The sequence below is a fragment of the Streptococcus sp. 3874 genome (assembly GCF_013276425.1).
GTDB lineage: Bacteria > Bacillota > Bacilli > Lactobacillales > Streptococcaceae > Streptococcus > Streptococcus pseudopneumoniae.
This window is the reverse complement of record NZ_VMLA01000018.1, coordinates 1-25,745: the sequence shown is the minus strand read 5'-3', so window position 1 is coordinate 25,745 and position 25,745 is coordinate 1. Positions and strand designations below refer to the sequence as shown.

The 25,745-nt window shown below is 42.7% G+C and carries 23 protein-coding genes; 21 read left to right on the top strand and 2 right to left on the bottom strand.

From position 1 onward, the window contains the following. The first annotated feature begins 179 nt into the window (after positions 1-179). The 10 genes from purM (at position 180) to purB (ending at position 8,927) form a co-directional block, all read left to right on the top strand. Complete coding sequence (gene purM / locus HT703_RS01705; protein WP_001284585.1) at positions 180-1,202, top strand: phosphoribosylformylglycinamidine cyclo-ligase; 1,023 nt, start codon at positions 180-182, stop codon at positions 1,200-1,202. Next, positions 1,199-1,753 carry a phosphoribosylglycinamide formyltransferase gene (gene purN / locus HT703_RS01700; RefSeq protein ID WP_000717510.1) on the top strand — a complete coding sequence of 185 codons (555 nt, stop codon included), beginning with the start codon at positions 1,199-1,201 and terminating at the stop codon, positions 1,751-1,753. Before purM ends, purN begins: the two co-directional genes overlap by 4 nt. Next, positions 1,750-2,124: a hypothetical protein gene (locus HT703_RS01695; protein ID WP_001017821.1), complete on the top strand. Its 375-nt coding sequence runs from the start codon at positions 1,750-1,752 to the stop codon at positions 2,122-2,124. The genes purN and HT703_RS01695 overlap by 4 nt, the downstream gene beginning before the upstream one ends. A gap of 43 nt (positions 2,125-2,167) precedes the next feature. Beyond that, on the top strand, positions 2,168-2,632 hold the full coding sequence (locus HT703_RS01690; protein ID WP_023932915.1) for a GNAT family N-acetyltransferase: 465 nt from the start codon (positions 2,168-2,170) through the stop codon (positions 2,630-2,632). Between the two features lies 1 nt (position 2,633). After that, positions 2,634-4,181 carry a bifunctional phosphoribosylaminoimidazolecarboxamide formyltransferase/IMP cyclohydrolase gene (purH, locus tag HT703_RS01685; protein WP_054392664.1) on the top strand — a complete coding sequence of 516 codons (1,548 nt, stop codon included), beginning with the start codon at positions 2,634-2,636 and terminating at the stop codon, positions 4,179-4,181. Positions 4,182-4,302: 121 nt separating this feature from the next. Next, positions 4,303-5,565 (top strand): phosphoribosylamine--glycine ligase, encoded by a 1,263-nt coding sequence (gene purD / locus HT703_RS01680; RefSeq protein WP_054392662.1) that lies wholly within the window; start codon positions 4,303-4,305, stop codon positions 5,563-5,565. Between the two features lie 193 nt (positions 5,566-5,758). Next, positions 5,759-6,250 (top strand): 5-(carboxyamino)imidazole ribonucleotide mutase, encoded by a 492-nt coding sequence (gene purE, locus HT703_RS01675; RefSeq protein WP_023935452.1) that lies wholly within the window; start codon positions 5,759-5,761, stop codon positions 6,248-6,250. Continuing rightward, positions 6,237-7,328 carry a 5-(carboxyamino)imidazole ribonucleotide synthase gene (gene purK, locus HT703_RS01670; protein ID WP_023935450.1) on the top strand — a complete coding sequence of 364 codons (1,092 nt, stop codon included), beginning with the start codon at positions 6,237-6,239 and terminating at the stop codon, positions 7,326-7,328. Before purE ends, purK begins: the two co-directional genes overlap by 14 nt. A 9-nt stretch (positions 7,329-7,337) precedes the next feature. Further along, on the top strand, positions 7,338-7,565 hold the full coding sequence (locus HT703_RS01665) for a hypothetical protein (RefSeq protein ID WP_023935448.1): 228 nt from the start codon (positions 7,338-7,340) through the stop codon (positions 7,563-7,565). Between the two features lie 63 nt (positions 7,566-7,628). Further along, the gene (gene purB, locus HT703_RS01660) at positions 7,629-8,927 is read left to right on the top strand and encodes an adenylosuccinate lyase (RefSeq protein WP_000610749.1); all 1,299 of its coding nucleotides are present in this window, start codon (positions 7,629-7,631) and stop codon (positions 8,925-8,927) included. A gap of 54 nt (positions 8,928-8,981) precedes the next feature. On the opposite strand, the gene strH is transcribed toward purB, so the two are convergent. Together strH and HT703_RS01650 are read right to left on the bottom strand one after the other, a co-directional pair. After that, the gene (strH, locus tag HT703_RS01655; RefSeq protein ID WP_054392660.1) at positions 8,982-12,932 is read right to left on the bottom strand and encodes an LPXTG-anchored beta-N-acetylhexosaminidase StrH; all 3,951 of its coding nucleotides are present in this window, start codon (positions 12,930-12,932) and stop codon (positions 8,982-8,984) included. A 315-nt stretch (positions 12,933-13,247) separates the two neighbouring features. Continuing rightward, on the bottom strand, positions 13,248-13,964 hold the full coding sequence (locus tag HT703_RS01650; RefSeq protein ID WP_001007202.1) for a GntR family transcriptional regulator: 717 nt from the start codon (positions 13,962-13,964) through the stop codon (positions 13,248-13,250). Between the two features lie 346 nt (positions 13,965-14,310). On the opposite strand from HT703_RS01650, the gene HT703_RS01645 reads away from it, so the two are divergent. From HT703_RS01645 to HT703_RS01595, 11 genes are all read left to right on the top strand, one after another. Beyond that, positions 14,311-16,098, top strand: coding sequence for a beta-galactosidase (locus HT703_RS01645; protein ID WP_054392658.1), 1,788 nt, complete (start codon positions 14,311-14,313; stop codon positions 16,096-16,098). Continuing rightward, entirely contained in the window at positions 16,095-16,571 is a 477-nt protein-coding gene (locus HT703_RS01640) for a PTS system mannose/fructose/N-acetylgalactosamine-transporter subunit IIB (protein WP_054392656.1), read from the top strand. Before HT703_RS01645 ends, HT703_RS01640 begins: the two co-directional genes overlap by 4 nt. Positions 16,572-16,598: 27 nt before the next feature. Next, entirely contained in the window at positions 16,599-17,504 is a 906-nt protein-coding gene (locus tag HT703_RS01635; protein WP_000617018.1) for a PTS mannose/fructose/sorbose/N-acetylgalactosamine transporter subunit IIC, read from the top strand. Further along, positions 17,491-18,312, top strand: coding sequence for a PTS system mannose/fructose/sorbose family transporter subunit IID (locus HT703_RS01630; protein WP_000185294.1), 822 nt, complete (start codon positions 17,491-17,493; stop codon positions 18,310-18,312). Before HT703_RS01635 ends, HT703_RS01630 begins: the two co-directional genes overlap by 14 nt. A gap of 3 nt (positions 18,313-18,315) precedes the next feature. Further along, the gene (locus HT703_RS01625) at positions 18,316-18,720 is read left to right on the top strand and encodes a PTS sugar transporter subunit IIA (RefSeq protein ID WP_081005504.1); all 405 of its coding nucleotides are present in this window, start codon (positions 18,316-18,318) and stop codon (positions 18,718-18,720) included. Positions 18,721-18,990: 270 nt separating this feature from the next. After that, the gene (locus tag HT703_RS01620; RefSeq protein WP_050208856.1) at positions 18,991-20,157 is read left to right on the top strand and encodes an SIS domain-containing protein; all 1,167 of its coding nucleotides are present in this window, start codon (positions 18,991-18,993) and stop codon (positions 20,155-20,157) included. A 114-nt stretch (positions 20,158-20,271) separates the two neighbouring features. Beyond that, complete coding sequence (locus tag HT703_RS01615; protein ID WP_172929875.1) at positions 20,272-21,309, top strand: aldose epimerase family protein; 1,038 nt, start codon at positions 20,272-20,274, stop codon at positions 21,307-21,309. 200 nt (positions 21,310-21,509) lie between these two features. After that, positions 21,510-22,364 carry a VOC family protein gene (locus HT703_RS01610; RefSeq protein ID WP_138704165.1) on the top strand — a complete coding sequence of 285 codons (855 nt, stop codon included), beginning with the start codon at positions 21,510-21,512 and terminating at the stop codon, positions 22,362-22,364. Positions 22,365-22,504: 140 nt separating this feature from the next. Beyond that, the gene (locus HT703_RS01605; protein WP_100104657.1) at positions 22,505-23,269 is read left to right on the top strand and encodes a nucleoside phosphorylase; all 765 of its coding nucleotides are present in this window, start codon (positions 22,505-22,507) and stop codon (positions 23,267-23,269) included. A gap of 213 nt (positions 23,270-23,482) precedes the next feature. Beyond that, positions 23,483-24,862, top strand: coding sequence for a TrkH family potassium uptake protein (locus HT703_RS01600; RefSeq protein ID WP_000897723.1), 1,380 nt, complete (start codon positions 23,483-23,485; stop codon positions 24,860-24,862). 13 nt (positions 24,863-24,875) lie between these two features. Then, positions 24,876-25,541 carry a TrkA family potassium uptake protein gene (locus HT703_RS01595; RefSeq protein ID WP_001283900.1) on the top strand — a complete coding sequence of 222 codons (666 nt, stop codon included), beginning with the start codon at positions 24,876-24,878 and terminating at the stop codon, positions 25,539-25,541. The last annotated feature ends 204 nt before the right edge of the window (positions 25,542-25,745 follow it).

The following is a 25,745-nucleotide window of genomic DNA, read 5'->3' as shown; positions in this document are numbered from 1 at the left end:
GACAAATAAGAATGCTTATACTTCACGTCTCACTATTGACTAAAAGCTAAAGCATTTGTCAGTAGACGCTTTGTCTTATAGGATCAAAGCTAGAGCCCTGACTAGTATTTTTAGATAAAATAATTGTTTATCTAAAAATACGTCGCAGTCTTTCCCAAAAAAAGAAAAGGAAAAATAAAATGGCAAATAAAAATGCGTACGCTCAATCTGGTGTGGATGTTGAAGCGGGTTATGAAGTTGTTGAACGGATTAAAAAGCACGTGGCTCGTACGGAGCGTGCAGGTGTCATGGGAGCTCTTGGTGGTTTCGGTGGCATGTTTGACCTTTCAAAGACTGGGGTCAAAGAGCCCGTCTTGATTTCAGGGACTGACGGTGTCGGAACCAAGCTCATGCTTGCCATCAAGTACGACAAGCACGATACCATCGGTCAGGACTGTGTGGCCATGTGTGTCAATGATATCATTGCTGCAGGTGCGGAGCCCCTCTATTTCCTTGACTATGTAGCAACAGGGAAGAATGAACCAGCTAAGCTAGAACAAGTTGTTGCTGGTGTGGCAGAGGGCTGTGTGCAGGCAGGCGCTGCCCTTATCGGTGGGGAAACAGCTGAAATGCCTGGCATGTATGGCGAAGATGACTATGATTTGGCTGGTTTTGCGGTCGGTGTGGCTGAAAAATCTCAAATCATTGACGGTTCAAAAGTGGCAGAGGGAGATGTTCTTCTTGGACTTGCTTCAAGTGGGATTCATTCCAATGGTTACTCTCTCGTTCGTCGTGTCTTTGCTGACTATACAGGTGAGGAAATCTTGCCAGAATTGGAAGGTAAGAAACTTAAGGAAGTTCTTCTTGAGCCGACTCGTATCTATGTCAAGGCTGTCTTACCACTCATCAAGGAAGGGTTGGTCAACGGCATTGCCCACATCACTGGTGGTGGCTTTATCGAAAATGTCCCTCGCATGTTTGCAGCTGACTTGGCTGCTGAGATTGAGGAAAGCAAAGTTCCAGTGCTTCCTATTTTCAAAGCTCTTGAAAAATATGGTAAAATCAAACATGAAGAAATGTTTGAAATCTTCAATATGGGTGTGGGGCTTATGCTGGCAGTTAGCCCTGAAAATGTAAGTCGTGTCAAGGAATTGTTGGATGAACCAGTCTATGAAATCGGTCGTATCGTCAAGAAAGAAAACGAAAGTGTCATCATCAAATGAAAAAAATAGCGGTTTTTGCCTCTGGTAATGGCTCAAATTTTCAGGTGATAGCGGAACAATTTCCAGTAGAGTTTGTCTTTTCAGACCATCGTGACGCCTATGTGCTCGAACGTGCAGACAAGCTCGGCGTTCTGTCCTATGCTTTTGAACTCAAGGAGTTTGAGAGCAAGGCAGACTACGAAGCAGCCATTGTCGAACTCTTGGAAGAGCACCAGATTGACTTGGTTTGTCTAGCAGGCTACATGAAAATTGTTGGGCCAACCTTATTGGCGACTTATGAAGGTCGGATTATCAACATTCATCCAGCCTACTTGCCAGAATTTCCAGGAGCTCATGGGATTGAGGATGCTTGGAATGCTGGCGTTGCTGAGAGCGGCGTGACCATTCATTGGGTGGATTCAGGTGTGGATACAGGAAAGGTTATCAAACAAGTGCGTGTGCCACGACTAGCTGATGATACGATTGACAGTTTTGAAACTCGCATTCATGAGGCAGAGTACAAGTTGTATCCGGAGGTGCTGGATAGTTTGGGAGTGGAGAGGAAGAAATGAATATTGATCACTACTATATGGAGTTAAAGAATAAGTTATCTAACAGACCAACCCTACTGGATAATACTAATGATTTTCTTTTTGTTTTAGTAAATACAGTGAAAGCTATGATAGAAAATACTGATAAAAGTCAGCTTTCAGAGTTAGATAAAATTTTAGATGGTGTCACAAGTCAAGAATTAAAACTTGCCTATGATTTCTGTCAAGGGAGATTCGGTCAAGCGGGTTTTTCTTATCGTAGGCACCCGAATTATTTTTATTTGTCCAGTTTAATTGCGACTTTTCCAGAATTTGAGTTGTCTAAAGCAGACCGAGATTATCTCAAAGGAATCATAAATTTTGATAACTACCTTTTATATGAGTTGGATTAGTCTTTAATCAACTCAAAACCCTATTTATTCAAAAGGAGAAAAAATGATTGAGATAAAATTAGTAGATGAGAGCAGTTTTCAGGCAGTGCTGGATTTGAAAATATCTGAAGCTGATGAACGAGCACGTTTTGTGGCTCCAAATGTACGCTCTTTAGCTGACGCATGGCTCTACCGGGAAAATGAAGATGTGTTTCCGAGGGCAATCTATTGGGATAAGCAAGTGGTTGGCTTTCTCCTGCTGGAAATAGACAAGGATGAAGCAGAATACTTTATCTGGCGGATAATGATTGGTCAGCAGTACCAAGGAAGAGGTTATGGTCGAAAAGCCTTGGAAGTTCTAATCAAAGAGGCTCAGATGGATAGCACTTGCAATCATATTATCGCAGATTATGTGGTTGGAAATGAAAAAATGAAGCACCTGTTGACTAGTTTGGGTTTTCAGGAAACAGGATTTATAGAAGAAAATAACGAAGTCGCTATGCGCTTGGACCTAAAGAAAGAGGAATAGAATGACGAAAAAAGCTTTAATCAGCGTCTCAGACAAAGCGGGCATTGTTGAATTTGCCCAAGAACTTAAAAAACTTGGTTGGGAGATTATCTCGACAGGTGGAACTAAGGTTGCCCTTGATAATGCTGGGGTGGATACCATTGCTATCGATGATGTGACTGGTTTCCCAGAAATGATGGACGGTCGTGTGAAGACCCTCCACCCAAATATCCACGGAGGGCTTCTCGCTCGTCGTGACTTGGATAGCCACTTGGAAGCGGCTAAGGACAACAAGATTGAGCTCATTGACCTTGTGGTGGTCAACCTTTACCCATTTAAGGAAACTATCCTTAAACCAGATGTGACTTATGCTGATGCAGTTGAAAATATCGATATTGGTGGGCCATCTATGCTTCGTTCAGCAGCGAAAAATCATGCCAGTGTTACAGTTGTGGTAGATCCTGCTGACTACGCTGTGGTTTTGGATGAATTGGCAGCAAACGGCGAAACCTCTTATGAAACTCGCCAACGTTTAGCAGCCAAAGTATTTCGTCACACAGCGGCTTATGACGCCTTGATTGCAGAATACTTCACAGCTCAAGTGGGTGAAAGCAAGCCTGAAAAACTCACTTTGACTTATGACCTCAAGCAACCAATGCGTTACGGTGAAAATCCTCAACAAGATGCCGATTTCTATCAAAAAGCTTTGCCGACAGATTACTCGATTGCATCCGCTAAACAGCTCAACGGTAAGGAATTGTCTTTTAACAATATCCGTGATGCGGATGCTGCCATTCGTATCATCCGTGACTTCAAAGATCGTCCAACCGTTGTGGCTCTCAAACACATGAATCCATGCGGTATCGGTCAGGCTGATGACATTGAGACTGCTTGGGCCTACGCTTATGAGTCTGACCCAGTGTCTATCTTTGGTGGAATTGTCGTCCTTAACCGTGAGGTGGATGATGTGACTGCTGAGAAGATGCACGGCGTTTTCCTCGAGATCATCATCGCACCAAGCTATACGGATGAAGCGCTAGCCATTTTGACCAACAAAAAGAAAAACTTGCGCATCCTTGCCTTGCCATTTGATGCTCAAGAGGCTAGCGAAGTGGAAGCAGAATACACAGGTCTAGTCGGTGGACTTCTCGTGCAAAATCAAGACGTGGTCAAGGAAAGCCCAGCTGACTGGCAAGTGGTGACCAAACGTCAGCCAACCGAGACAGAAGCGACTGCTCTTGAGTTCGCTTGGAAGGCTATCAAGTACGTCAAATCAAATGGTATTATCGTGACCAACGACCACATGACACTTGGTGTTGGTCCAGGTCAAACCAACCGTGTGGCTTCTGTTCGCCTTGCCATTGACCAAGCCAAAGATCGTCTGGACGGGGCGGTCCTTGCTTCAGATGCCTTCTTCCCATTTGCGGATAACGTGGAAGAAATCGCCAAAGCAGGAATTAAGGCCATCATCCAGCCCGGTGGCTCTGTCCGTGACCAAGAATCCATCGAAGCAGCGGATAAATACGGCTTGACTATGGTCTTTACAGGTGTGAGACATTTTAGACATTAAGAAGATAAAAGGGAAGAAAACAGTTTCTTTCCTTTTTTGGCTTAAAATGCTAACTGAAACAAGATTAAAACGAACTTTTTTGATATAATGTTGGTAAATAATTCGCAAAAGAGGTTGAGGAATGAAACTGCTTGTTGTCGGTTCTGGTGGTCGTGAGCATGCGATTGCTAAAAAGTTATTTGAATCAAAAGACGTGGAAAAAGTCTTTGTAGCTCCTGGGAATGATGGGATGACTCTGGATGGTTTGGAATTGGTAAATATCTCTATTTCCGAACATTCTAAATTGATTGACTTCGCAAAGGCCAATGATGTTGCTTGGACCTTTATCGGTCCAGATGATGCCCTTGCTGCTGGTATCGTGGATGATTTTAACCAAGCTGGGCTTAAGGCCTTTGGTCCGACTAGGGCTGCAGCGGAGCTGGAGTGGTCCAAGGATTTTGCCAAGGAAATCATGGTCAAATATGGTGTTTCGACAGCAGCCTATGGCACATTTTCAGATTTCGAGGAAGCAAAGGCCTATATCGAAAAGCAGGGTGCGCCTATCGTAGTCAAGGCGGATGGCTTGGCGCTTGGGAAGGGTGTCGTCGTTGCTGAGACGGTTGAGCAAGCGGTCGAAGCCGCTCATGAGATGCTTTTGGACAATAAATTTGGTGACTCAGGTGCGCGCGTGGTTATTGAGGAATTCCTTGAAGGAGAGGAATTTTCACTCTTTGCCTTTGTCAATGGTGATAAGTTCTACATCATGCCAACGGCTCAGGACCACAAACGTGCCTACGATGGCGACAAAGGGCCTAACACGGGTGGTATGGGTGCCTATGCGCCAGTTCCACACTTACCACAGAGTGTAGTTGATACAGCGGTTGACACCATTGTCAAGCCAGTTCTAGAAGGGATGATTAAAGAAGGTCGCCCTTATCTGGGAGTTCTTTACGCAGGGCTTATCCTGACAGCTGATGGACCCAAAGTCATTGAGTTCAACGCTCGGTTCGGAGATCCAGAAACTCAGATTATCTTGCCTCGCTTGACCTCTGACTTTGCTCAAAATATCACAGATATCCTGGATAGCAAGGAGCCAAATATCATGTGGACGGACAAGGGTGTGACTCTGGGTGTGGTTGTCGCATCCAAGGGCTACCCGCTAGACTATGAAAGGGGCGTTGAGTTGCCAGCCAAGACAGAAGGCGATGTCATCACCTACTATGCAGGGGCTAAGTTTGCGGAAAATAGCAGAGCACTGATCTCAAACGGCGGACGAGTTTATATGCTCGTTACCACAGCAGCCACCGTCAAAGAAGCCCAAGCCAGCATCTACCAAGAACTATCCCAACAAAAAATAGAAGGACTCTTCTACCGAACAGATATCGGAAGCAAGGCAATTAAGTAAAGATATAAGAATAACGCGCCGTAGTCGCCAAACACGATAATGGTCGTCGTGGTGAAAAGACCAGAACAGTGAATGTTCTGGTCAGGGGGAAACTTTGAGACCTTAGGCTCAAAGTTTAGGAATGAAACCGAAGGTTTGCTTCCGTCCCCACCACCTAAGACCATTATCAAAAAAGAAGAAAAAAGGAAAAATTATGACTAAACCAATTATTTCCATCATCATGGGCTCAAAATCCGACTGGGTAACCATGCAAAAAACAGCAGAAGTCCTAGACCGCTTCGGTGTAGCCTACGAGAAGAAGGTTGTCTCTGCCCACCGCACACCAGACCTCATGTTCAGACATGCCGAAGAAGCTCGTAGCCGTGGCATCAAGGTCATCATCGCAGGTGCTGGTGGCGCAGCGCATTTGCCAGGCATGGTAGCTGCCAAAACAACCCTTCCAGTCATTGGTGTGCCAGTCAAGTCTCGTGCTCTTAGTGGAGTGGATTCACTCTATTCTATCGTTCAGATGCCGGGTGGGGTGCCTGTTGCGACCATGGCTATCGGTGAAGCTGGAGCGACTAACGCAGCTCTCTTTGCCCTCCGTCTTCTTTCAGTAGAGGATCAAGCTATCGCGACGGCTTTGGCAGATTTTGCAGAAGAACAAGGAAAAATCGCAGAGGAGTCTACCAATGAGCTCATCTAAAACAATCGGAATTATCGGTGGCGGTCAACTGGGTCAGATGATGGCCATTTCTGCTATCTACATGGGGCACAAGGTTATCGCGCTGGATCCTGCGGCGGATTGCCCGGCCTCTCGCGTGGCGGAAATCATTGTGGCACCTTATAACGATGTGGACGCCCTCCGTCAGTTGGCAGACCGTTGCGATGTCCTCACTTACGAGTTTGAAAATGTCGACGCTGACGGTTTGGATGCCGTTATCAAGGATGGACAACTCCCTCAAGGAACAGATCTGCTCCGCATTTCGCAAAATCGTATTTTTGAAAAGGACTTTTTGTCAAACAAGGCTCAAGTCACTGTGGCACCCTACAAGGTCGTGACTTCTAGCCTAGACTTGGCAGATATCGACTTGTCGAAAAACTATGTCCTCAAGACTGCGACTGGTGGCTACGATGGTCATGGACAAAAGGTTATTCGTTCAGAAGCAGACTTGGAAGCAGCCTATGCGCTAGCAGACTCAGCAGACTGCGTCTTGGAAGAATTTGTCAACTTTGACCTTGAGATTTCTGTCATCGTGTCAGGAAATGGCAAGGAGGTGACGTTTTTCCCAGTTCAGGAAAATATCCACCGCAACAATATCCTGTCTAAGACCATCGTACCAGCCCGCATTTCTGAAAGTCTAGCAGACAAGGCTAAAGCTATGGCAGTGCGAATCGCAGAACAACTCAACTTGTCTGGAACTCTCTGTGTGGAAATGTTTGCGACAGCTGATGACATCATTGTCAATGAGATTGCTCCACGACCACACAACTCAGGCCATTACTCTATTGAAGCCTGTGATTTCTCTCAGTTTGACACCCATATTCTCGGTGTTCTCGGAGCACCATTGCCAGCCATAAAACTACATGCGCCTGCCGTCATGCTTAACGTTCTCGGCCAGCATGTTGAGGTCGCTAAAAAATATGTCACAGAAAATCCAAGCGCCCATCTCCACATGTATGGTAAAATAGAAGCAAAGCATAATCGTAAGATGGGACATGTGACTTTGTTTAGTGATGTACCGGATAGTGTGGAAGAGTTTGGGGAAGGGATTGATTTTTAGGACAAGTTCATGATACAAATTATCGTTAATACATTTATTGAAAAGGATAAGACTGGAGCAGTTGTCGAAGTCTTGTATGCCAGTGCTGACCAAGATAAGGTACAAGCTAAATATGAAGAACTAGCTGCACAATACCCCGAAAATTATTTAGCTATCTATGATGTACCGCTGGATACGGATTTGAATATACTAGATCATTACCCGTCTGTGTTTATTGGAAAAGAGGAGTTTGAGTAGAAATCTTGCTTTACCTAGATAGCTTATTCCCAACAGCTTAAGAAGAAAGGAAAAATGAACAACATGATCAACCGTTACTCTCGCCCTGAGATGGCGAATATTTGGAGTGAAGAAAATAAATACCGTGCTTGGCTTGAGGTGGAAATCCTCTCTGACGAGGCATGGGCTGAGTTGGGGGAAATCCCTAAGGAAGATGTGGCTTTGATTCGCAAGAAGGCGGACTTTGACATCGACCGTATTTTGGAAATTGAGCAGGAGACGCGCCACGATGTGGTGGCTTTCACGCGTGCGGTTTCTGAGACTCTTGGTGAAGAGCGCAAGTGGGTTCACTATGGCTTGACTTCTACTGACGTGGTGGACACGGCCTATGGTTACCTCTACAAGCAGGCCAACGACATCATCCGTCGTGACCTTGAAAACTTCACTAATATCATCGCTGACAAGGCCAAGGAGCACAAGTTCACCATCATGATGGGGCGTACCCACGGTGTGCATGCTGAGCCGACAACCTTTGGTCTTAAATTGGCGACTTGGTACAGCGAAATGAAGCGCAATATCGAGCGTTTCGAGCATGCGGCTGCTGGTGTAGAAGCTGGTAAGATTTCTGGTGCGGTTGGGAACTTTGCCAATATCCCACCATTTGTAGAGGAGTATGTCTGCAACAAGCTTGGTATCCGTGCTCAAGAAATCTCTACACAAGTCCTTCCTCGTGACCTTCACGCTGAGTACTTTGCAGTTCTTGCCAGCATTGCGACTTCAATCGAACGTATGGCGACTGAGATTCGTGGTTTGCAAAAATCTGAACAACGCGAAGTGGAAGAATTCTTTGCTAAAGGGCAAAAAGGTTCATCTGCAATGCCTCACAAACGCAACCCAATCGGTTCTGAAAACATGACAGGTTTGGCGCGTGTTATCCGTGGTCACATGATTACGGCTTATGAGAATGTCGCTCTCTGGCATGAACGTGACATTTCCCACTCATCAGCTGAGCGTATCATTACACCAGATACGACCATTTTGATTGACTACATGCTCAACCGTTTTGGAAATATCGTCAAGAACTTGACAGTTTTCCCAGAAAATATGATCCGCAACATGAACTCGACTTTTGGTCTTATCTTTAGCCAACGGGCTATGTTGACATTGATTGAAAAAGGCATGACCCGTGAGCAAGCCTATGACTTGGTGCAACCAAAAACAGCCTACTCTTGGGACAACCAAGTAGACTTTAAACCACTTCTTGAGGCAGATTCAGAAGTAACATCACGTCTCACACAAGAAGAAATCGATGAAATCTTCAACCCAGTTTATTACACCAAACGAGTGGATGATATCTTTGAACGTCTTGGACTAGGTGATTAATTAAAAAATAAACAGCGAGCTTCAATCTCGCTGTTTATTTTTTATCGAAAAGACTTAGTCTTCTTTTCTTTTAGTGAGTCCATAGGCTGCTAGTGTGGCCATGAGTCCTGCGACTACTAGTCCTGCAGAATCGTGAGTTCCTGTTTCAGGAAGTTTTTTCTCTATTACCACAGGAGCTGGATCTTGAGGAAGAGCTTTGCTTTCCTCAGCAGGAGCAGTTGATGGAGCTGGTTGGCTTAGGATTTCTAGTTTTGGTTTTTCTTCAGCAATAGCGGCTTGTCCGTTTTCATCGCCTACATGTGTTACCATAGTTCCGACTTCGACTATTTGAGTAACGGCTTCCTGTGCTACGACACTATTTACGAGTGTTTTCACTTCCTTACCATCGGCAGAAGTGCTCACAGAGTAGAAGTTGCTACGATGTCCATTGACACCCTTAGTAATGACTTGTGTTTTTCCTTTGAGTAAGAGTGGATTTTCACGAGTCACTGTGGTAAATGGAATTTCTTCTTCTTGGATATCCAGTCTAGGTTTTACCTCAGTAGTTGGTGCAAGACCACTTTCATCACCCTTGTGAGTTACAGGAGCGCCAACTTCAACCACTTGGTTTATAACTTCTTTGGTTACCTGGCTATCAAGGACTGTTTCTGTTGTTTTACCATTTTCAGTGAGTACAGAGATGTAATGAGTTCGTTCACCTTTGACTCCTGCTGTGATAATATTTTCCTGACCAGCTGGGAGGTTAGGATTTTCTTTCTTGATAACTTCAAATGGAATTTCTTCAGTTCTTGTGATGAGTTCTGGTCTGGTTTCAACATTGGCAGCCACTTCATTTTCATCTAGGCTTCCTGAATGAGTTGCAGCTGGTTTGAGGCCTTGAAGAGCGGCTTTTAGGTTGGCTACAAGTGTGTCAAGCTCAGCTTGTTTATTACGGTTGAGGTTGTAATTTAGAGCTGTTTTAGCTGCGTCAAGGGTCTCAAGACTTTCTTTACTATATCCTTCTAAGTTTGTAGGAATTTTAGCTAATTCTTCGCGGAGAGCATTATAATTAGCACGGAAGTAGTCTTTGTTGTGGTCTGCAAAGGCAGTCATGAGTTCAAAGATTTCCTCTTCCTTGTATTCAGCGCTTGGTCTATCTGCCCAGATTGAAAGCATACTTCCGACTGTTGGAAGATCTACTTCAGGATATTTGGTAGAAGCTAGTTGATTGAATGGAACTTTACCAGAATTTTCAACTGCTTTTGAAAGAGGGTAAGCTTCATCTTGTTTGTGATTGCCTATAACATAATACCAGTCACCGTTGGTATTCAAGAACTTATAACCCTTGCTTGCTAGGTATTGAGGTGATGCGAGGTTGTATCCCCACCAGCCTTTAGACCAGTAAGAAATCAAGACATCTTTGTCAAACTGAACATCGTCCTTGTCTTCATAGTAGAAGCCATCGTTGAAGGCCATTGGTTGAAGCCCTCTTTCTTTGGCCATAGCTGCGAGGGTGTTGGCATATTCGGCAAATTTGCCATAGAGTTGATACCACTTGAGGTAGTACCAGCCTTGGGCACTAGTCGCATCGTTGGCGTATTCGTCAGTACCAAAGTTGAAAATCTTTGATTTATCAGCAAAGTAATCCATATACTTACCGATAAGGGCTTTGGTAAAGTTAAGTGCTTCTTGATTTTCAAGGTCCATCGTGGTTTTTGAAACTTTATCAAAGTTTGCTTGAGGATTCGCGATGCCAAGTTTTTCCATGGCAACCAGCATAGCATCCATATGTCCTGGACTATTGATAGCTGGAATCAGACCAATACCTTTTTCCTTAGCATATTTAGCAAGCTCTGTCACTTCTTCCTGTGTCAGTGCAGTACCGTTTGGATCGTCGTAGTAAGCTTTAGTTCCTTCGATAATAGCTTTTTTAACGTCATCACTAGCATAGGTTTTTCCGTTGGCAGTAATGGTCATATCATCGAGTAGGAAGCGAAGGCCATCATTTCCTAGAAGGAGGTGGGCATCTGAGTAGCCGAGCTCACTTGCCTTGTCTACGATGCGTTTGAGTTGATCTAGAGAGAAGTATTTGCGACCTGCATCGATGGAAATGACTTTATTCTTATTAAGTTTTTCAAGTTCGCGTTTAGCATCCTCTTCTTTTTGTGCTTCTGGAGTTAAAGCCAAGTTTTTAATAGCATCTTGAAGGCTTGCGATGGCTTGATCAATCGTATCCTGTTGAGCACGACTGAGGTTGCTATCGAGTGAACGGATGGCTTTTTCAGCTTCTTTGACAGCAGCAAAACTTTCAGCAGTATAGCGGTTAGAGTCTTTTGGTATAGTTTCTAGTGCTTTTTCTGCAGGTTGGTAGTTGGCTGCGAAGTATTCAGCGTTGGCATTTGCAAAATGACGCATGAGTTTGAAGAGGCGAGATGGAGAATAACGTGCAGATGGGGTATCGGCCCAAGCAGCTACCATACCACCGATGATTGGGACATCAGCTCCTTCTGTTTTTGGTACAGAAGTGATTGGTGTGTTTTTAATACCATTGAGCCCCTGATCGAGATTGTACCAACCTTGGCCATCAGCGTTTCGTCCAAGAACGTAGTACCAAGCATCATTGGTATTAAGGATTTGGTGACCTTTTTCAGCTAGTAGTTTAGAAGAAGCGACATCGTAGCCCCCCCAACCACCAGTCCACATAGAAACGATGATGTCTTTGTCAAAACTACCAAAGCTTGTGTCGCTATTGTAGTAGATACCGTCGTTAAAGGCCATTGGTTTGAGACCGTGAGATTTTACAATACGAGCGAGGTCATTAGCGTAAGAGATGAATTTTTCATATCCTTTTTCAGGGTAACCTTCATTTGGATAATATTTATCAGCTTGAAGCACACTCCAACCTTTAGCATCTGTCGCATCATTGGCATATTCATCTAGTCCAATATTGAAAATTTCAGATTTGTTAGAGAAGTAGTTAGCGTATTTGTCAATCAAAGTTTTTGTAAAATCGACTGCTTGTTTATTATTTAAGTCAACAGTTCGTTCCGATTTTTTACCAAAATAATCAAAGTTAGGATTTTCAATGCCAAGTTCTTTCATAGCATGGAGAATAGCATCCATATGTCCAGGACTATTGACAGTTGGAATTACTCCAATTCCTTTATCTTTGGCATAATTAATCAAATCTGTCATCTGACTTTCAGTGAGATGGTTACCATTTGGATCATCGTAATAAGCATTTGTTCCATTTTCAATGGCGCGTTTGACATCATCACTAGAGTAGGTTTTATCGCCCACTTTCATAGACATATCATCCAACATGAAACGGAGGCCATCGTTACCTACCAAGAGATGAAGATCTGTGTAACCATATTCTTTAGCTTTGTCGATAATTTCTTTGAGCTGCTCAGGTGAGAAATATTTACGTCCGGCATCAATTGAAACGATTTTTCGTTTAGCTAATTTTTCATTTTCAGTTGCAGTACGTTCCTTTCCTGCCTCTGTTGCTGGTTTGTCAGCCTCAGCTTTCGTTTCATCTTTTTTAGCTGATTTTTCCTTGTCAGCTTCTGACTTATCAGTCTTGTCTGTATTTGACTCTTTAGAATCAACCTCTTTCGCTTCTTCCTTTTTAGGGCTAGCTTCCTCTGTCTTTTTATCGGCAGCTTCTTTTTCAACAGAAGTTGGAGTTACCACTTCTTCTTTATCACTAGGAGTTGAACTAACTTCCTCTTGTGGTTTTTCTTCTGTTTTTGGAAGACTAGCTACCTTATCAGTAGCTGGAGTTTCTGTTTCTACAGTTTTTGGAGCTTCTGGTTGAAGCTCTGCTTTAGGTTTTTCCTCAGTACGATTTTCGGATGATTGAGGGGAATCAGAAACCGTATGGATGGTCGGTTGGTTTTCTGTAATAGGAGTAACTCCATCGGCTGCAACAGCCTGTGCTTGGAAGGCAAATCCAATTAGAACAGAAGCTGCTCCTACAGCGTATTTACGAATAGAAAAACGCTGTTGTTTTTCATGTTTCATTGCAAAACCTCCTGATTGCATTGTTATATTGATAGCGATTATATAAATCAACGCCTTTATTTTATTTCTTATATTAACGAGAGTCAAGAGGAGATGACAAAAAACTATAATAAGTATAAAAAAATATAAAATTTAAACTTAAGATTTCAGATTGGTCAGAAAAAATATGTATATATATCTAGTATAATTTTTGGTTCTATTTCTATAAAATATTCCACAAATTATAGAATCTTCCAAAAATAGGTAAGCGCTACCTTTTTGGTGTGGTATAATAAGCATAGAAAAAGCCCGAGCGATTAGGCTCAGGCTTTCTTCTTAGTGATCACGGTCACATGAGATGAATTTAATCTTGTAGTAATCAGATCGTTTGTAAGTTTCACTGTATTCTAAAACTTGGCCAGTTGATTCGAGTTTGGTGATTTTAGTTTGTAGGACAGTAGGGAATTGTTCATCGACTCCGAGGACTGAAGCCGCATGTTCTGGAGTTGGAAAGACTATTTCATTGATTTCTTCAAAGTGTTCATCATTCATGTGAATGTGGTAGTCTAACTTGAAACGGTTATAGATAGAACTATAGTATTCAAGGTTTGGATAATTTGCGTTGATATATTGTTCTGGGATGTAGGATGTATGGTAGATATAAACGACACCGTTTGATTCGCGGATACGTTCAATCTTGTAGTAGAACTGATCGCCACGTAGACCCAATTTTTCCAAGTAAACGAGCTTGTTTCCGCGTTCAATTGAAAGAACAGTTACCTTATCATCTTTAGCATTAAAGAGTTCAATATCTGAAAACTCTACAAGCTTGTGTTTGCGTGCACGTGAAACGAAGGTTCCTTTTCCTTGTTGGCGGACAATATAGCCATCTTTAGCAAGGTCGTTTAAGGCGCGGACAACTGTGATAGAGCTGACATCGTACATTGAAATGAGCTCTGCTTCAGTGTAAAATTTATCTCCACTGCTAAACTGCCCAGAGATGATTTTATTTTTTAATTCGTCTTTTATGTATTGATATTTGGGAATTGCCATATTTTTACCTCTATTTTCCTTCTCCATAGAAAATTTTACCATAAAAGCGAAAAAAATAGTAGTCTTTTGAATAAAAAATTAGATAACAGATTAAAAAATTAAGTTACATAGGCATTGTACGTATTTTATAAATGTATTTTGTGCAAAATTATTTTAGGTTCTCTATTCCGAATTTAAAGAGTGTTTGAAATGGGTCTGAAAATGTTTGAAACTAATTGAACGTGTGTATAATAGTAAAATTGCAGTAAATATCCCTACAATTTCTATTGACAATTCAAACAGATTGGTTTATAATGACTATAACAACAAATGAAAGCGCAAACTTTCGCGGTCAGAAGGTAGTTTTATGACACGATTTGAGATACGAGATGATTTCTATCTCGATGGAAAATCATTTAAGATTTTATCTGGGGCCATTCATTATTTTAGGGTTCCTCCAGAAGATTGGTATCATTCGCTCTATAACTTGAAGGCTCTTGGTTTTAATACAGTAGAGACTTATGTTGCTTGGAATTTACACGAGCCTCGTGAGGGTGAGTTTCACTTTGAAGGAGCTCTGGATTTGGAGCGGTTTCTTCAGACAGCGCAAGACTTGGGTCTTTACGCTATCGTTCGTCCGTCACCATTCATCTGTGCGGAGTGGGAATTCGGTGGTTTACCAGCCTGGCTCTTAACCAAGGATATGAGGATTCGTTCATCAGATCCAGCCTATATTGAGGCTGTCGGTCGCTACTATGACCAGCTCTTGTCACAATTGTTGCCACATTTGTTGGACGAGGGTGGCAATATCCTCATGATGCAAGTTGAAAATGAGTATGGTTCTTATGGCGAAGATAAGGCTTATCTGAGAGCCATTCGACAGCTGATGGAAGAGCGTGGCATAACCTGTCCTCTCTTTACATCAGATGGTCCATGGAGAGCTACTCTAAAAGCTGGAACCTTAATCGAAGATGACCTCTTTGTAACAGGAAACTTTGGTTCTAAGGCACCTTACAACTTTTCACAGATGCAGGAATTCTTTGATGAGCATGGTAAGAAATGGCCACTCATGTGTATGGAGTTCTGGGATGGCTGGTTCAATCGTTGGAAAGAACCGATTATCACACGGGATCCTAAGGAATTGGCAGATGCAGTTCGAGAGGTTTTGGAACAAGGCTCTATCAATCTTTACATGTTCCACGGTGGTACAAACTTTGGCTTCATGAATGGTTGCTCGGCTCGAGGAACTTTGGACCTGCCACAAGTTACGTCTTATGATTACGATGCCCTTCTGGATGAAGAAGGAAATCCAACTGCCAAATATCTGGCAGTCAAGAAGATGATGGCGACACATTTTCCAGAGTATCCGCAGTTAGAACCACTCTACAAAGAGAGTATGGAGTTGGATGCTATTCCACTAGTTGAAAAAGTTTCCTTGTTTGAAACCTTAGATAGCTTGTCAAGTCCGATAGAAAGTCTCTATCCTAAAAAGATGGAGGAGTTGGGACAAAGCTATGGCTATCTACTCTATCGAACAGAAACAAACTGGGATGCAGAAGAAGAAAGACTTCGTATCATTGATGGTCGAGATAGGGCTCAGCTGTATGTCGATGGTCAGTGGATTAAAACCCAATATCAGACAGAGATTGGGGAAGATATTTTCTATCAAGGCGAAAAGAAAGCGCTGTCTAGGATTGATATCTTGATAGAAAATATGGGGCGTGTCAACTATGGGCATAAGTTCTTAGCGGATACGCAACGTAAGGGAATTCGGACAGGGGTTTGTAAGGATTTGCATTTCTTACTAAACTGGAAACACTATCCACTCCCACTAGATAATCCTGAGAAAATTGATTTTTCAAAAGGATGGACTCAAGGGCAACCAGCCTTTTACGCTTATGACTTTACAGTCCAAGAGCCAAAAGATACTTACCTAGACTTGTCTGAGTTTGGTAAGGGAGTTGCCTTTGTCAATGGGCAGAATCTAGGACGTTTTTGGAACGTCGGCCCGACCCTCTCGCTTTATATCCCTCATAGCTATCTCAAGGAAGGTGATAACCGCATCATCATCTTTGAAACAGAAGGTGAATATAAAGAAGAGATTCATTTAACTCGTAAACCTACACTAAAACACATAAAGGGGGAAAACTTATGACAATTGTAGGATGCCGTATCGATGGACGTTTGATCCACGGACAAGTAGCCAATCTTTGGGCTGGAAAACTAAATGTTTCACGCATTATGGTTGTAGACGACGAAGTTGTCAACAACGATATTGAAAAGAGTGGTTTGAAACTTGCGACACCACCAGGTGTGAAATTGAGTATTTTGCCAATTGAAAAAGCGGCAGCCAATATTCTTGCTGGTAAGTACGATAGCCAACGTCTCTTTATCGTGGCTCGTAAACCAGACCGCTTCCTTGGTTTGGTAGAAGCAGGTGTACCACTTGAAACCCTTAATGTTGGGAATATGTCTCAAACACCAGAAACTCGCGCCATTACACGTTCTATCAACGTAGTAGACAAGGATGTGGAAGATTTCCACAAACTGGCAGAAAAAGGTGTTAAACTTACTGCTCAAATGGTTCCAAATGATCCAGTTTCAGACTTTTTGAGCTTATTAAAATAGGAAAAAAATTTTTAGGAGGTCATTGTTATGATACAATGGTGGCAAATTTTACTTCTCACTTTGTACTCAGCTTATCAAATCTGTGATGAGTTGACGATCGTTTCATCTGCAGGTTCCCCTGTATTTGCTGGTTTCATTACTGGTTTAATCATGGGAGATGTGACTACTGGTCTGCTTATCGGTGGTAACTTGCAATTGTTTGTTCTTGGGGTTGGTACCTTCGGTGGTGCCTCTCGTATCGATGCAACTTCTGGTGCAGTTCTTGCGACAGCCTTCTCTGTTTCACAAGGAATTGATACAGCACTTGCGATTACAACAATCGCTGTGCCAGTAGCAACTCTCTTGACATACTTCGACGTTCTTGGACGTATGACAACTACTTTCTTTGCTCACCGTGTGGATGCTGCAATCGAACGCTTTGACTATAAAGGTATTGAACGCAACTACTTGCTTGGTGCGATTCCTTGGGCTTTATCTCGTGCCCTTCCAGTCTTCTTTGCGCTTGCTTTTGGTGGTGAATTTGTACAACACGTAGTAGATTTCGTTACAAAATACCAATGGGTTGCAGATGGTTTGACACTTGCAGGACGCATGCTTCCAGGTCTTGGATTTGCAATCTTGCTTCGTTACCTTCCAGTTAAACGTAACCTTCACTACCTTGCAATGGGATTTGGTTTGACAGCTATGTTGACTGTTCTTTACTCATATGTAACAGGTCTTGGTGGCGCTGTTGCTGGTATCGTAGGTACTCTACCTGCTGAAGTTGCTGAAAAAATTGGTTTCGTGAACAACTTCAAAGGTTTGTCTATGATTGGTATCTCTATCGTAGGTATCTTCCTTGCAGTGCTTCACTTCAAAAATAGCCAAAAAGTAGCTGTAGCAGCACCTTCTACACCATCAGAAAGTGGGGAAATCGAAGATGACGAATTCTAATTACAAACTTACAAAAGAAGATTTTAATCAAATCAATAAACGTAGCTTGTTTACTTTCCAATTAGGTTGGAACTACGAACGTATGCAAGCTTCTGGTTACCTTTACATGATTTTGCCTCAATTGCGTAAAATGTATGGGGATGGAACTCCTGAATTGAAAGAAATGATGAAAGTTCATACTCAATTCTTCAATACTTCACCATTCTTCCACACCATCATCGCTGGTTTTGATCTTGCCATGGAAGAAAAAGATGGTGTAGGTTCAAAAGATGCCGTTAATGGTATCAAGACAGGTTTGATGGGACCATTCGCTCCTCTTGGAGATACAATCTTTGGTTCACTTGTACCTGCTATCATGGGATCTATCGCAGCAACTATGGCTATCGGTGGTCAACCTTGGGGTATCTTCCTTTGGATTGCAGTTGCAGTAGCGTATGATATCTTCCGTTGGAAACAGTTGGAATTTGCCTACAAAGAAGGGGTTAACCTTATCAACAACATGCAAAGTACCTTGACAGCTTTGATTGACGCTGCATCTGTACTTGGTGTCTTCATGATGGGTGCTCTTGTAGCAACAATGATCAACTTTGAAATTTCTTACAAATGGGCAATCGGTGAGAAGATGATTGACTTCCAAGACATCTTGAACCAAATCTTCCCACGCTTGCTTCCAGCAATCTTTACTGCCTTTATCTTCTGGTTGCTTGGTAAGAAAGGTATGAACTCTACTAAAGCTATCGGTATTATTATCGTACTTGCTTTGGCTCTTTCTGCCTTTGGTAAATTTGTACTTGGAATGGGCGCATAATTTATGACGCAATCATTAATTTTGGTGAGCCATGGTCGTTTCTGTGAAGAACTTAAAGGTAGCACTGAAATGATTATGGGTCCACAAGACAATATTTATACAGTAGCTCTTCTTCCAGAAGATGGCCCAGAAGAATTTACTGCGAAATTTGAAGCTGCTATTGAAGGATTGGATGATTTCCTAGTCTTTGCGGATCTTCTCGGTGGGACACCTTGTAACGTGGTCAGTCGTTTGATTATGGAAGGTCGTGACATCGAACTTTACGCAGGGATGAATCTTCCAATGGTGATTGAATTTATCAATGCGAGCCTTACAGGCGCAGATGCGGACTACAAGAGCCGTGCTGCAGAAAGCATTGTGAAAGTCAATGATCTGTTAGCGGGCTTCGATGATGACGAAGATGAATAATACTCTTCGAAAATCTCTTTAAAGCATACTAGTGTCGCCTTTCTGTAGGTATGGTTACTGACTTCGTCAGTTCTATTCACAACCTCAAAACAGTGTTTTGAGCTGACTTCGTCAGTCTTATCCGGCAACCTCAAAACGGTGTTTTGAGCNNTTGATTTTCATTGAGTATACGATGTGACAACGTGAAAATCGTTAGAGCATTTTATATAGAATATTCATGGGAATGGGGCTTACTCCCATTCCCATCTTTAATAGAAAAAGAGGAACTCAATGCTACATTATACAAAAGAAGACTTGCTCGAATTGGGTGCAGAAATCACTACGCGTGAAATCTACCAACAACCTGATGTATGGAGAGAAGCTTTTGAATTTTATCAAGCAAAACGTGAAGAAATTGCAGCCTTCCTACAAGAAATCGCTGATAAACATGACTATATTAAGGTTATCTTGACAGGTGCTGGGACTTCTGCTTATGTGGGAGACACCTTGCTACCTTACTTTAAGGAAGTCTATGACGAACGCAAATGGAATTTCAATGCTATTGCGACAACAGATATCGTTGCCAATCCAGTAACCTATTTGAAAAAAGATGTGGCAACTGTCCTTGTGTCTTTTGCTCGTAGTGGGAACTCGCCTGAAAGTGTGGCGACTGTTGATTTGGCCAAATCCTTGGTGGATGAGCTTTATCAAGTGACGATTACTTGTGCAGCAGATGGTAAATTGGCTCTTCAAGCTCACGGTGATGACCGTAATCTCTTGCTCTTGCAACCAGCTGTCTCTAATGATGCTGGATTTGCCATGACTTCTAGCTTTACGTCTATGATGTTGACAGCTCTCTTGGTCTTTGATCCTACAGAATTTGCTGTTAAGTCTGAACGTTTTGAAGTTGTATCTAGTCTTGCCCGTAAAGTTTTAGACAAGGCAGAAGATGTCAAAGAGCTCGTTGATTTAGACTTTAACCGTGTCATCTATCTAGGCGCTGGTCCTTTCTTTGGACTTGCTCATGAAGCTCAGCTCAAGATTTTGGAATTAACTGCTGGTCAAGTTGCGACCATGTATGAAAGCCCAGTTGGCTTCCGTCACGGTCCAAAATCACTTATCAACGAAGATACAGTTGTCTTGGTCTTTGGTACAACGACAGACTACACTCGCAAGTACGACTTAGACTTGGTTCGTGAAGTTGCTGGTGACCAGATTGCTCGTCGTGTTGTGCTTTTGAGTGATCAAGCCTTTGGTCTTGAAAATGTCAAAGAAGTGGCCCTTGGTTGTGGCGGTGTCTTGAATGATATTTACCGTGTCTTCCCTTACATCGTTTATGCCCAACTCTTTGCCCTATTGACTTCACTCAAGGTAGAAAATAAACCAGATACACCGTCTCCTACTGGTACAGTAAACCGTGTGGTACAAGGTGTTATCATCCACGAATATCAAAAGTAAGACAGTATTTATGAATTCTTGCAAGAGGATTTGTATATCATCAGGCAAACCATAGATTGTCAATTCGCTTTCTATGGTTTGTTTGCTTGAGAGAAATAGTAAAAGGAGAACAGAATGAAAGCATACACAGAGCGTGTATTTGGAAATGTTGAGGGACAAGATGTCTTGGCCTATCAATTTGAAACTGACGGTGGCTACCAGCTTGAGGTTATGACTTATGGTGCGACTATCTTGCGCTATGTCACACCTGACAAGGCTGGACATTTTGCCAATGTTATCTTGGGATTTGATGACTTTGATAGCTATGTAGGCAATAGTCCCAAGCATGGGGCTAGTGTAGGGCCTGTGGCGGGCCGTATTGCAGGTGCGACCTTTGAGCTGAATAGCAAGACCTATCATCTGGAAGTCAACAATGCTAGCAACTGTAATCACAGTGGTTCAACTGGTTGGGATTCCAGCTTGTTTGAAGTTGAAGAAGTAAGCGATCATGGCTTGACTCTCTACACAGAGCGTACAGATGGGACAGGAGGGTTCCCTGGAAATCTCAAGATTTGGATCAGTTATCACTTGGAAGAAACTGGTGCCTATGAAATCAGCTACAAGGTAACAACCGATCAGGATACGCTGGTTAATCCAACCAATCATAGCTACTTCAATTTGTCTGGTGATTTTACGCAGACAATTGACCGTCATGTCTTCCAACTAAACACAGAGGGTATTTACCCAATCGCTCCCGACGGTGTTCCGGCCAAAACTCCAGATGCTAATCGTGATGTGGTTAAACACATCTACAATGGTGCTTTGTTGAAGGATATTTTTGCAGAAGAAGATGAGCAAATTCAGCTGGTGTCTGGTTTGGACCATCCATTTGCCCTTCCTGCAGGTCATGACAATGCTGGTTTCCTTTATGACCAAAACTCAGGTCGTTTCCTACTCTTCAAAACAGTGGCTCCTTGCTTTGTAGTCTACACAGCAAACTTTGTGGATGAGAGTGTACTTGTGGCTGGCAAACCAATGATTCAGCACAATGGGATTGCCCTTGAAGCGCAGGCCTTACCAGATGCCATCCACAGTGACCTCAAAGACCAAGTCATTCTCAAAGCAGGTCAAACCTTTACAAGCAAGACACGCTATGAGCTTGTTGTGAAATAAAAAAGCTGGTCAAAAAGTCTTTAAAATTAAAATAACGCATATTGTCAGGTGATGAAAAGTTTGATAATATGCGTTTTATTATGAAATGATTTACTTTATATTATCCTGAAATGGTGTTATTTTTGAGTTATCTGGCTTGACTTTCTTGATGGAAATTATACAATAGTTGTAATAATTACAACGAGAAAAGAGAACCATTTATGACCTATGAATACAAGAGTCACATTTATTTGGCAGAGACAGTTTTAAATGTAAAGGATTTGGCCAGTCAAACAGCCTTTTATCAGCAAGTTATTGGTTTAGAAATCTTATCTCAAACTGAGACAGAGTCCATTCTAGGTCTTGGTGGAAAAGTCTTGGTACAGCTGATTCAAGCACAAGAGAGCGGAGAAGTGAGGGAACATTATGGTCTTTACCATTTGGCCATTCTCTTGCCCACACGCAAGGCTTTGGCTGATGTCTTGAAACACCTGACAGATTTACAAATTCCTCTTGTCGGCGGTGCAGACCATGGTTACAGTGAAGCTATTTACTTGGAAGATTTGGAGGGAAATGGAATTGAACTCTATCGAGATAAGCCGGTTTCCACATGGGATATTCGAGAAGATGGACGCATTATCGGAGTGACGGAGGCTCTTGCGGCGCAGGACATTTATGAGTTGGGGGAAAGAGTAGAGCCCTTTATCTTGACAGAAGGTACGAGAATGGGGCATATTCATCTTTCCGTCAAGGATAGTCGAAAGTCCAGCCAGTTTTATCAAAAGGTGTTAGGGCTAGAGGATAAATTCAGTGTGCCTAGCGCTAGTTGGATTGCGGCTGGAGATTACCATCATCATTTAGCAGTTAACGAATGGGGAGGAAAAGGTCTGGATTCGCGTAAGCAAGGCTTACCAGGTTTAGCCTACTATGTCATCGAAGTCGCACATAAAGAAGAACTGTTAACGATTGCCCAACGAGCACAAGAAGTTGACGTACCAATCAAATGGATGACATCGAGCCAATTGGAAATCACAGACTCAGATGGAATTGTGACTCGTATTTGCTTAGCTCGATAGACAGGATGTGATGAAAATCAGAGCATCAATTGTAGAAAGTGGTTTTTATTCTAGTATTAGCTTTTCCTCAGTTCATCAGCTTCCTCCTTGACACTCCGTCAATTTTTGATACAATAGTACAAAATTAGAGGAGGCAGGCTATGATTCAGAAACATGCAATTCCCATTTTAGAGTTTGATGACAATCCTCAGGCAGTCATCATGCCTGATCACGAGGGGCTGGATTTGCACTTACCAAAGAAGTGTGTCTATGCTTTTTTAGGTGAAGAAATTGACCGCTATGCGAGGGAAGTAGGGGCGGACTGTGTCGGCGAATTCGTTTCAGCCACCAAGACTTATCCAATCTATGTCGTGAACTACAAGGGCAAGGAGGTCTGTCTGGCTCAGGCTCCTGTCGGTTCAGCTCCAGCAGCTCAGTTTATGGATTGGTTGATTGGCTATGGTGTGGAGCAGATTATTTCCACAGGTACCTGTGGTGTGCTAGCCGATATAGAGGAAAATGCCTTTCTAGTCCCTGTTCGCGCTCTGCGAGATGAAGGAGCTAGTTATCACTATGTGGCACCTTCTCGTTATATGGAAATGCAGCCAGAGGCTATTGCTGCTATTGAGCGAGTGTTGGAAGCCAGAGGGATTTCCTATGAAGAAGTCATGACCTGGACGACAGACGGTTTTTACCGAGAAACGGCTGAAAAGGTGGCTTATCGCAAGGAGGAAGGCTGTGCTGTTGTGGAGATGGAGTGTGCTGCGCTTGCGGCAGTAGCACAACTGCGTGGGATTCTCTGGGGAGAGTTGTTGTTTACAGCTGATTCCTTAGCAGACTTGGACCAGTACGATAGTCGTGACTGGGGCTCGGAAGCTTTTGAGAAGGCGTTAGAACTGAGTTTAGCAAGTGTTGTGCAACTTTAGTCGCTTTTCTCGGCAGTTTCTTATCTTAGTGAAGGAGAACTTTAAAAGCTTGATTGATGATTATTTTTTGCCGAATAAAATAGGAAGTCGGTAGTTTTTAGACGTTTCTAGAAATGGACGAGTTTGGATAACCTCTTTTTTAGGATAAGCGTACGCGATGTTTTGTCCATTCCTATTTGAGATATTTCTTCTGTTTTATGGTACAATGGAAACATGTTATTCAAATTATCTAAGGAAAAAATAGAGCTAGGCTTATCTCGTTTATCGCCAGCCCGTCGTATTTTTTTGAGTTTTGCCTTGGTCATTTTACTAGGCTCTCTTCTTTTGAGCTTGCCCTTTGTCCAAGTTGAAAGCTCACGAGCGACTTATTTTGATCATCTTTTCACTGCTGTCTCTGCAGTCTGTGTGACAGGTCTTTCAACCCTTCCAGTAGCTCACACATATAATATCTGGGGTCAAATAATCTGTTTGCTCTTGATTCAGATCGGTGGTCTAGGGCTCATGACCTTTATTGGGGTTTTCTATATCCAGAGCAAGCAAAAGCTTAGTCTTCGTAGCCGTGCAACTATTCAGGATAGTTTTAGTTATGGAGAAACTCGATCTTTGAGAAAGTTTGTCCATTCTATTTTTCTCACAACTTTTCTAGTTGAGGGTTTGGGAGCTCTATTCCTCAGTTTTCGTTTTGTTCCACAACTTGGCTGGGGGCGCGGTCTTTTTAGTTCCATTTTTCTAGCTATATCCGCCTTCTGTAATGCAGGTTTTGATAATTTGGGGAGCACCAGTTTATTTGCTTTTCAGACCGATTTACTGGTCAATCTGGTGATTGCAGGCTTAATTATTACAGGTGGTTTTGGCTTTATGGTCTGGTTTGATTTGGCTGGTCATGTAGGAAGAAAGAAAAAAGGGCGCCTGCACTTTCATACGAAGCTTGTACTATTATTGACTCTAGGTTTGTTGTTATTTGGAACGGCAACTACTCTCTTTCTTGAGTGGAACAATGCTGGAACGATTGGCAATCTCCCTGTTGCCGATAAGGTTTTAGTTAGCTTTTTTCAAACAGTGACGATGCGAACAGCAGGCTTTTCTACGATAGATTATACTCAGGCTCATCCTGTGACTCTTTTGATTTATATCTTACAGATGTTTCTAGGTGGGGCACCTGGGGGAACGGCTGGGGGTCTCAAGATTACGACATTTTTTGTCCTCTTGGTCTTTGCTCGAAGTGAGCTTTTGGGCTTGCCTCATGCCAATGTTGCGAGACGAACGATTGCGCCGCGAACGGTTCAAAAATCCTTTAGTGTCTTTATTATCTTTTTGATGAGCTTCTTGGTAGGATTGATCCTGCTAGGGATGACAGCCAAAGGCAATCCTCCCTTTATCCACCTCATATTTGAAACCATTTCAGCTCTTAGTACAGTTGGTGTAACGGCAAATTTGACTTCTGATCTTGGGAAATTGGCTCTCAGTGTTATCATGCCACTTATGTTTATGGGACGAATTGGTCCCTTGACCTTGTTTGTTAGCTTGGCAGATTACCATCCAGAAAAGAAAGATATGATTCACTATATGAAAGCAGATATTAGTATTGGTTAAGAAAGGAAAGAGAATGTCAGATCGTACGATTGGAATTTTAGGATTGGGAATTTTTGGGAGCAGTGTCCTAGCTGCCCTAGCCAAGCAGGATATGAATATTATCGCTATTGATGACCACGCAGAGCGCATCAATCAGTTTGAGCCAGTTTTGGCGCGTGGAGTGATTGGTGACATCACAGATGAAGAATTATTGAGATCAGCAGGGATTGATACCTGCGATACCGTTGTCGTCGCGACAGGTGGAAATCTGGAGTCGAGTGTGCTTGCGGTTATGCACTGTAAGAGTTTGGGGGTACCGACTGTTATTGCTAAGGTCAAAAGTCAGACTGCTAAGAAAGTGCTAGAAAAGATTGGAGCTGACTCGGTTGTCTCGCCAGAGTATGAAATGGGGCAGTCTCTAGCACATACCATTCTTTTCCATAATAGTGTTGGTGTCTTTCAGTTGGATAAAAATGTCTCTATTGTGGAGATGAAAATTCCTCAGTCTTGGGCAGGTCAAAGTCTGAGTAAATTAGACCTCCGTGACAAATATAATCTGAATATTTTGGGCTTCCGAGAGCAGGAAAATTCCCCATTGGATGTTGAATTTGGACCAGATGACCTCTTGAAGGCAGATACCTATATTTTGGCGGTCATCAACAACCAGTATTTGGATACCCTAGCAGCATTGAATTTGTAAAAGAGGGAGCTTCCCTCTTTTTTGATGCTTAAGATGATAAATAGAGACAGAAGCCTTGTATTCTAGTAAAAGTTCTTCAAAGGCTGGACTTTATGGTAGAATAGAAAGCAGTGACAAGAGAGAGTAATACTCTTCGAAAGTCAAATTTAAACCACGTCAACGTCACCTTGCCGTAGGTATAGGTAACTGACTTCGTCAGTCTTA

Bases quoted from the DNA above. Each gene is read 5' to 3' on its own strand.
- purM (WP_001284585.1), top strand. From the start codon at position 180: ATGGCAAATAAAAATGCGTACGCTCAATCTGGTGTGGATGTTGAAGCG.
- purN (WP_000717510.1), top strand. From the start codon at position 1,199: ATGAAAAAAATAGCGGTTTTTGCCTCTGGTAATGGCTCAAATTTTCAG.
- HT703_RS01695 (WP_001017821.1), top strand. From the start codon at position 1,750: ATGAATATTGATCACTACTATATGGAGTTAAAGAATAAGTTATCTAAC.
- HT703_RS01690 (WP_023932915.1), top strand. From the start codon at position 2,168: ATGATTGAGATAAAATTAGTAGATGAGAGCAGTTTTCAGGCAGTGCTG.
- purH (WP_054392664.1), top strand. From the start codon at position 2,634: ATGACGAAAAAAGCTTTAATCAGCGTCTCAGACAAAGCGGGCATTGTT.
- purD (WP_054392662.1), top strand. From the start codon at position 4,303: ATGAAACTGCTTGTTGTCGGTTCTGGTGGTCGTGAGCATGCGATTGCT.
- purE (WP_023935452.1), top strand. From the start codon at position 5,759: ATGACTAAACCAATTATTTCCATCATCATGGGCTCAAAATCCGACTGG.
- purK (WP_023935450.1), top strand. From the start codon at position 6,237: ATGAGCTCATCTAAAACAATCGGAATTATCGGTGGCGGTCAACTGGGT.
- HT703_RS01665 (WP_023935448.1), top strand. From the start codon at position 7,338: ATGATACAAATTATCGTTAATACATTTATTGAAAAGGATAAGACTGGA.
- purB (WP_000610749.1), top strand. From the start codon at position 7,629: ATGATCAACCGTTACTCTCGCCCTGAGATGGCGAATATTTGGAGTGAA.
- strH (WP_054392660.1), bottom strand. From the start codon at position 12,932: ATGAAACATGAAAAACAACAGCGTTTTTCTATTCGTAAATACGCTGTA.
- HT703_RS01650 (WP_001007202.1), bottom strand. From the start codon at position 13,964: ATGGCAATTCCCAAATATCAATACATAAAAGACGAATTAAAAAATAAA.
- HT703_RS01645 (WP_054392658.1), top strand. From the start codon at position 14,311: ATGACACGATTTGAGATACGAGATGATTTCTATCTCGATGGAAAATCA.
- HT703_RS01640 (WP_054392656.1), top strand. From the start codon at position 16,095: ATGACAATTGTAGGATGCCGTATCGATGGACGTTTGATCCACGGACAA.
- HT703_RS01635 (WP_000617018.1), top strand. From the start codon at position 16,599: ATGATACAATGGTGGCAAATTTTACTTCTCACTTTGTACTCAGCTTAT.
- HT703_RS01630 (WP_000185294.1), top strand. From the start codon at position 17,491: ATGACGAATTCTAATTACAAACTTACAAAAGAAGATTTTAATCAAATC.
- HT703_RS01625 (WP_081005504.1), top strand. From the start codon at position 18,316: ATGACGCAATCATTAATTTTGGTGAGCCATGGTCGTTTCTGTGAAGAA.
- HT703_RS01620 (WP_050208856.1), top strand. From the start codon at position 18,991: ATGCTACATTATACAAAAGAAGACTTGCTCGAATTGGGTGCAGAAATC.
- HT703_RS01615 (WP_172929875.1), top strand. From the start codon at position 20,272: ATGAAAGCATACACAGAGCGTGTATTTGGAAATGTTGAGGGACAAGAT.
- HT703_RS01610 (WP_138704165.1), top strand. From the start codon at position 21,510: ATGACCTATGAATACAAGAGTCACATTTATTTGGCAGAGACAGTTTTA.
- HT703_RS01605 (WP_100104657.1), top strand. From the start codon at position 22,505: ATGATTCAGAAACATGCAATTCCCATTTTAGAGTTTGATGACAATCCT.
- HT703_RS01600 (WP_000897723.1), top strand. From the start codon at position 23,483: ATGTTATTCAAATTATCTAAGGAAAAAATAGAGCTAGGCTTATCTCGT.
- HT703_RS01595 (WP_001283900.1), top strand. From the start codon at position 24,876: ATGTCAGATCGTACGATTGGAATTTTAGGATTGGGAATTTTTGGGAGC.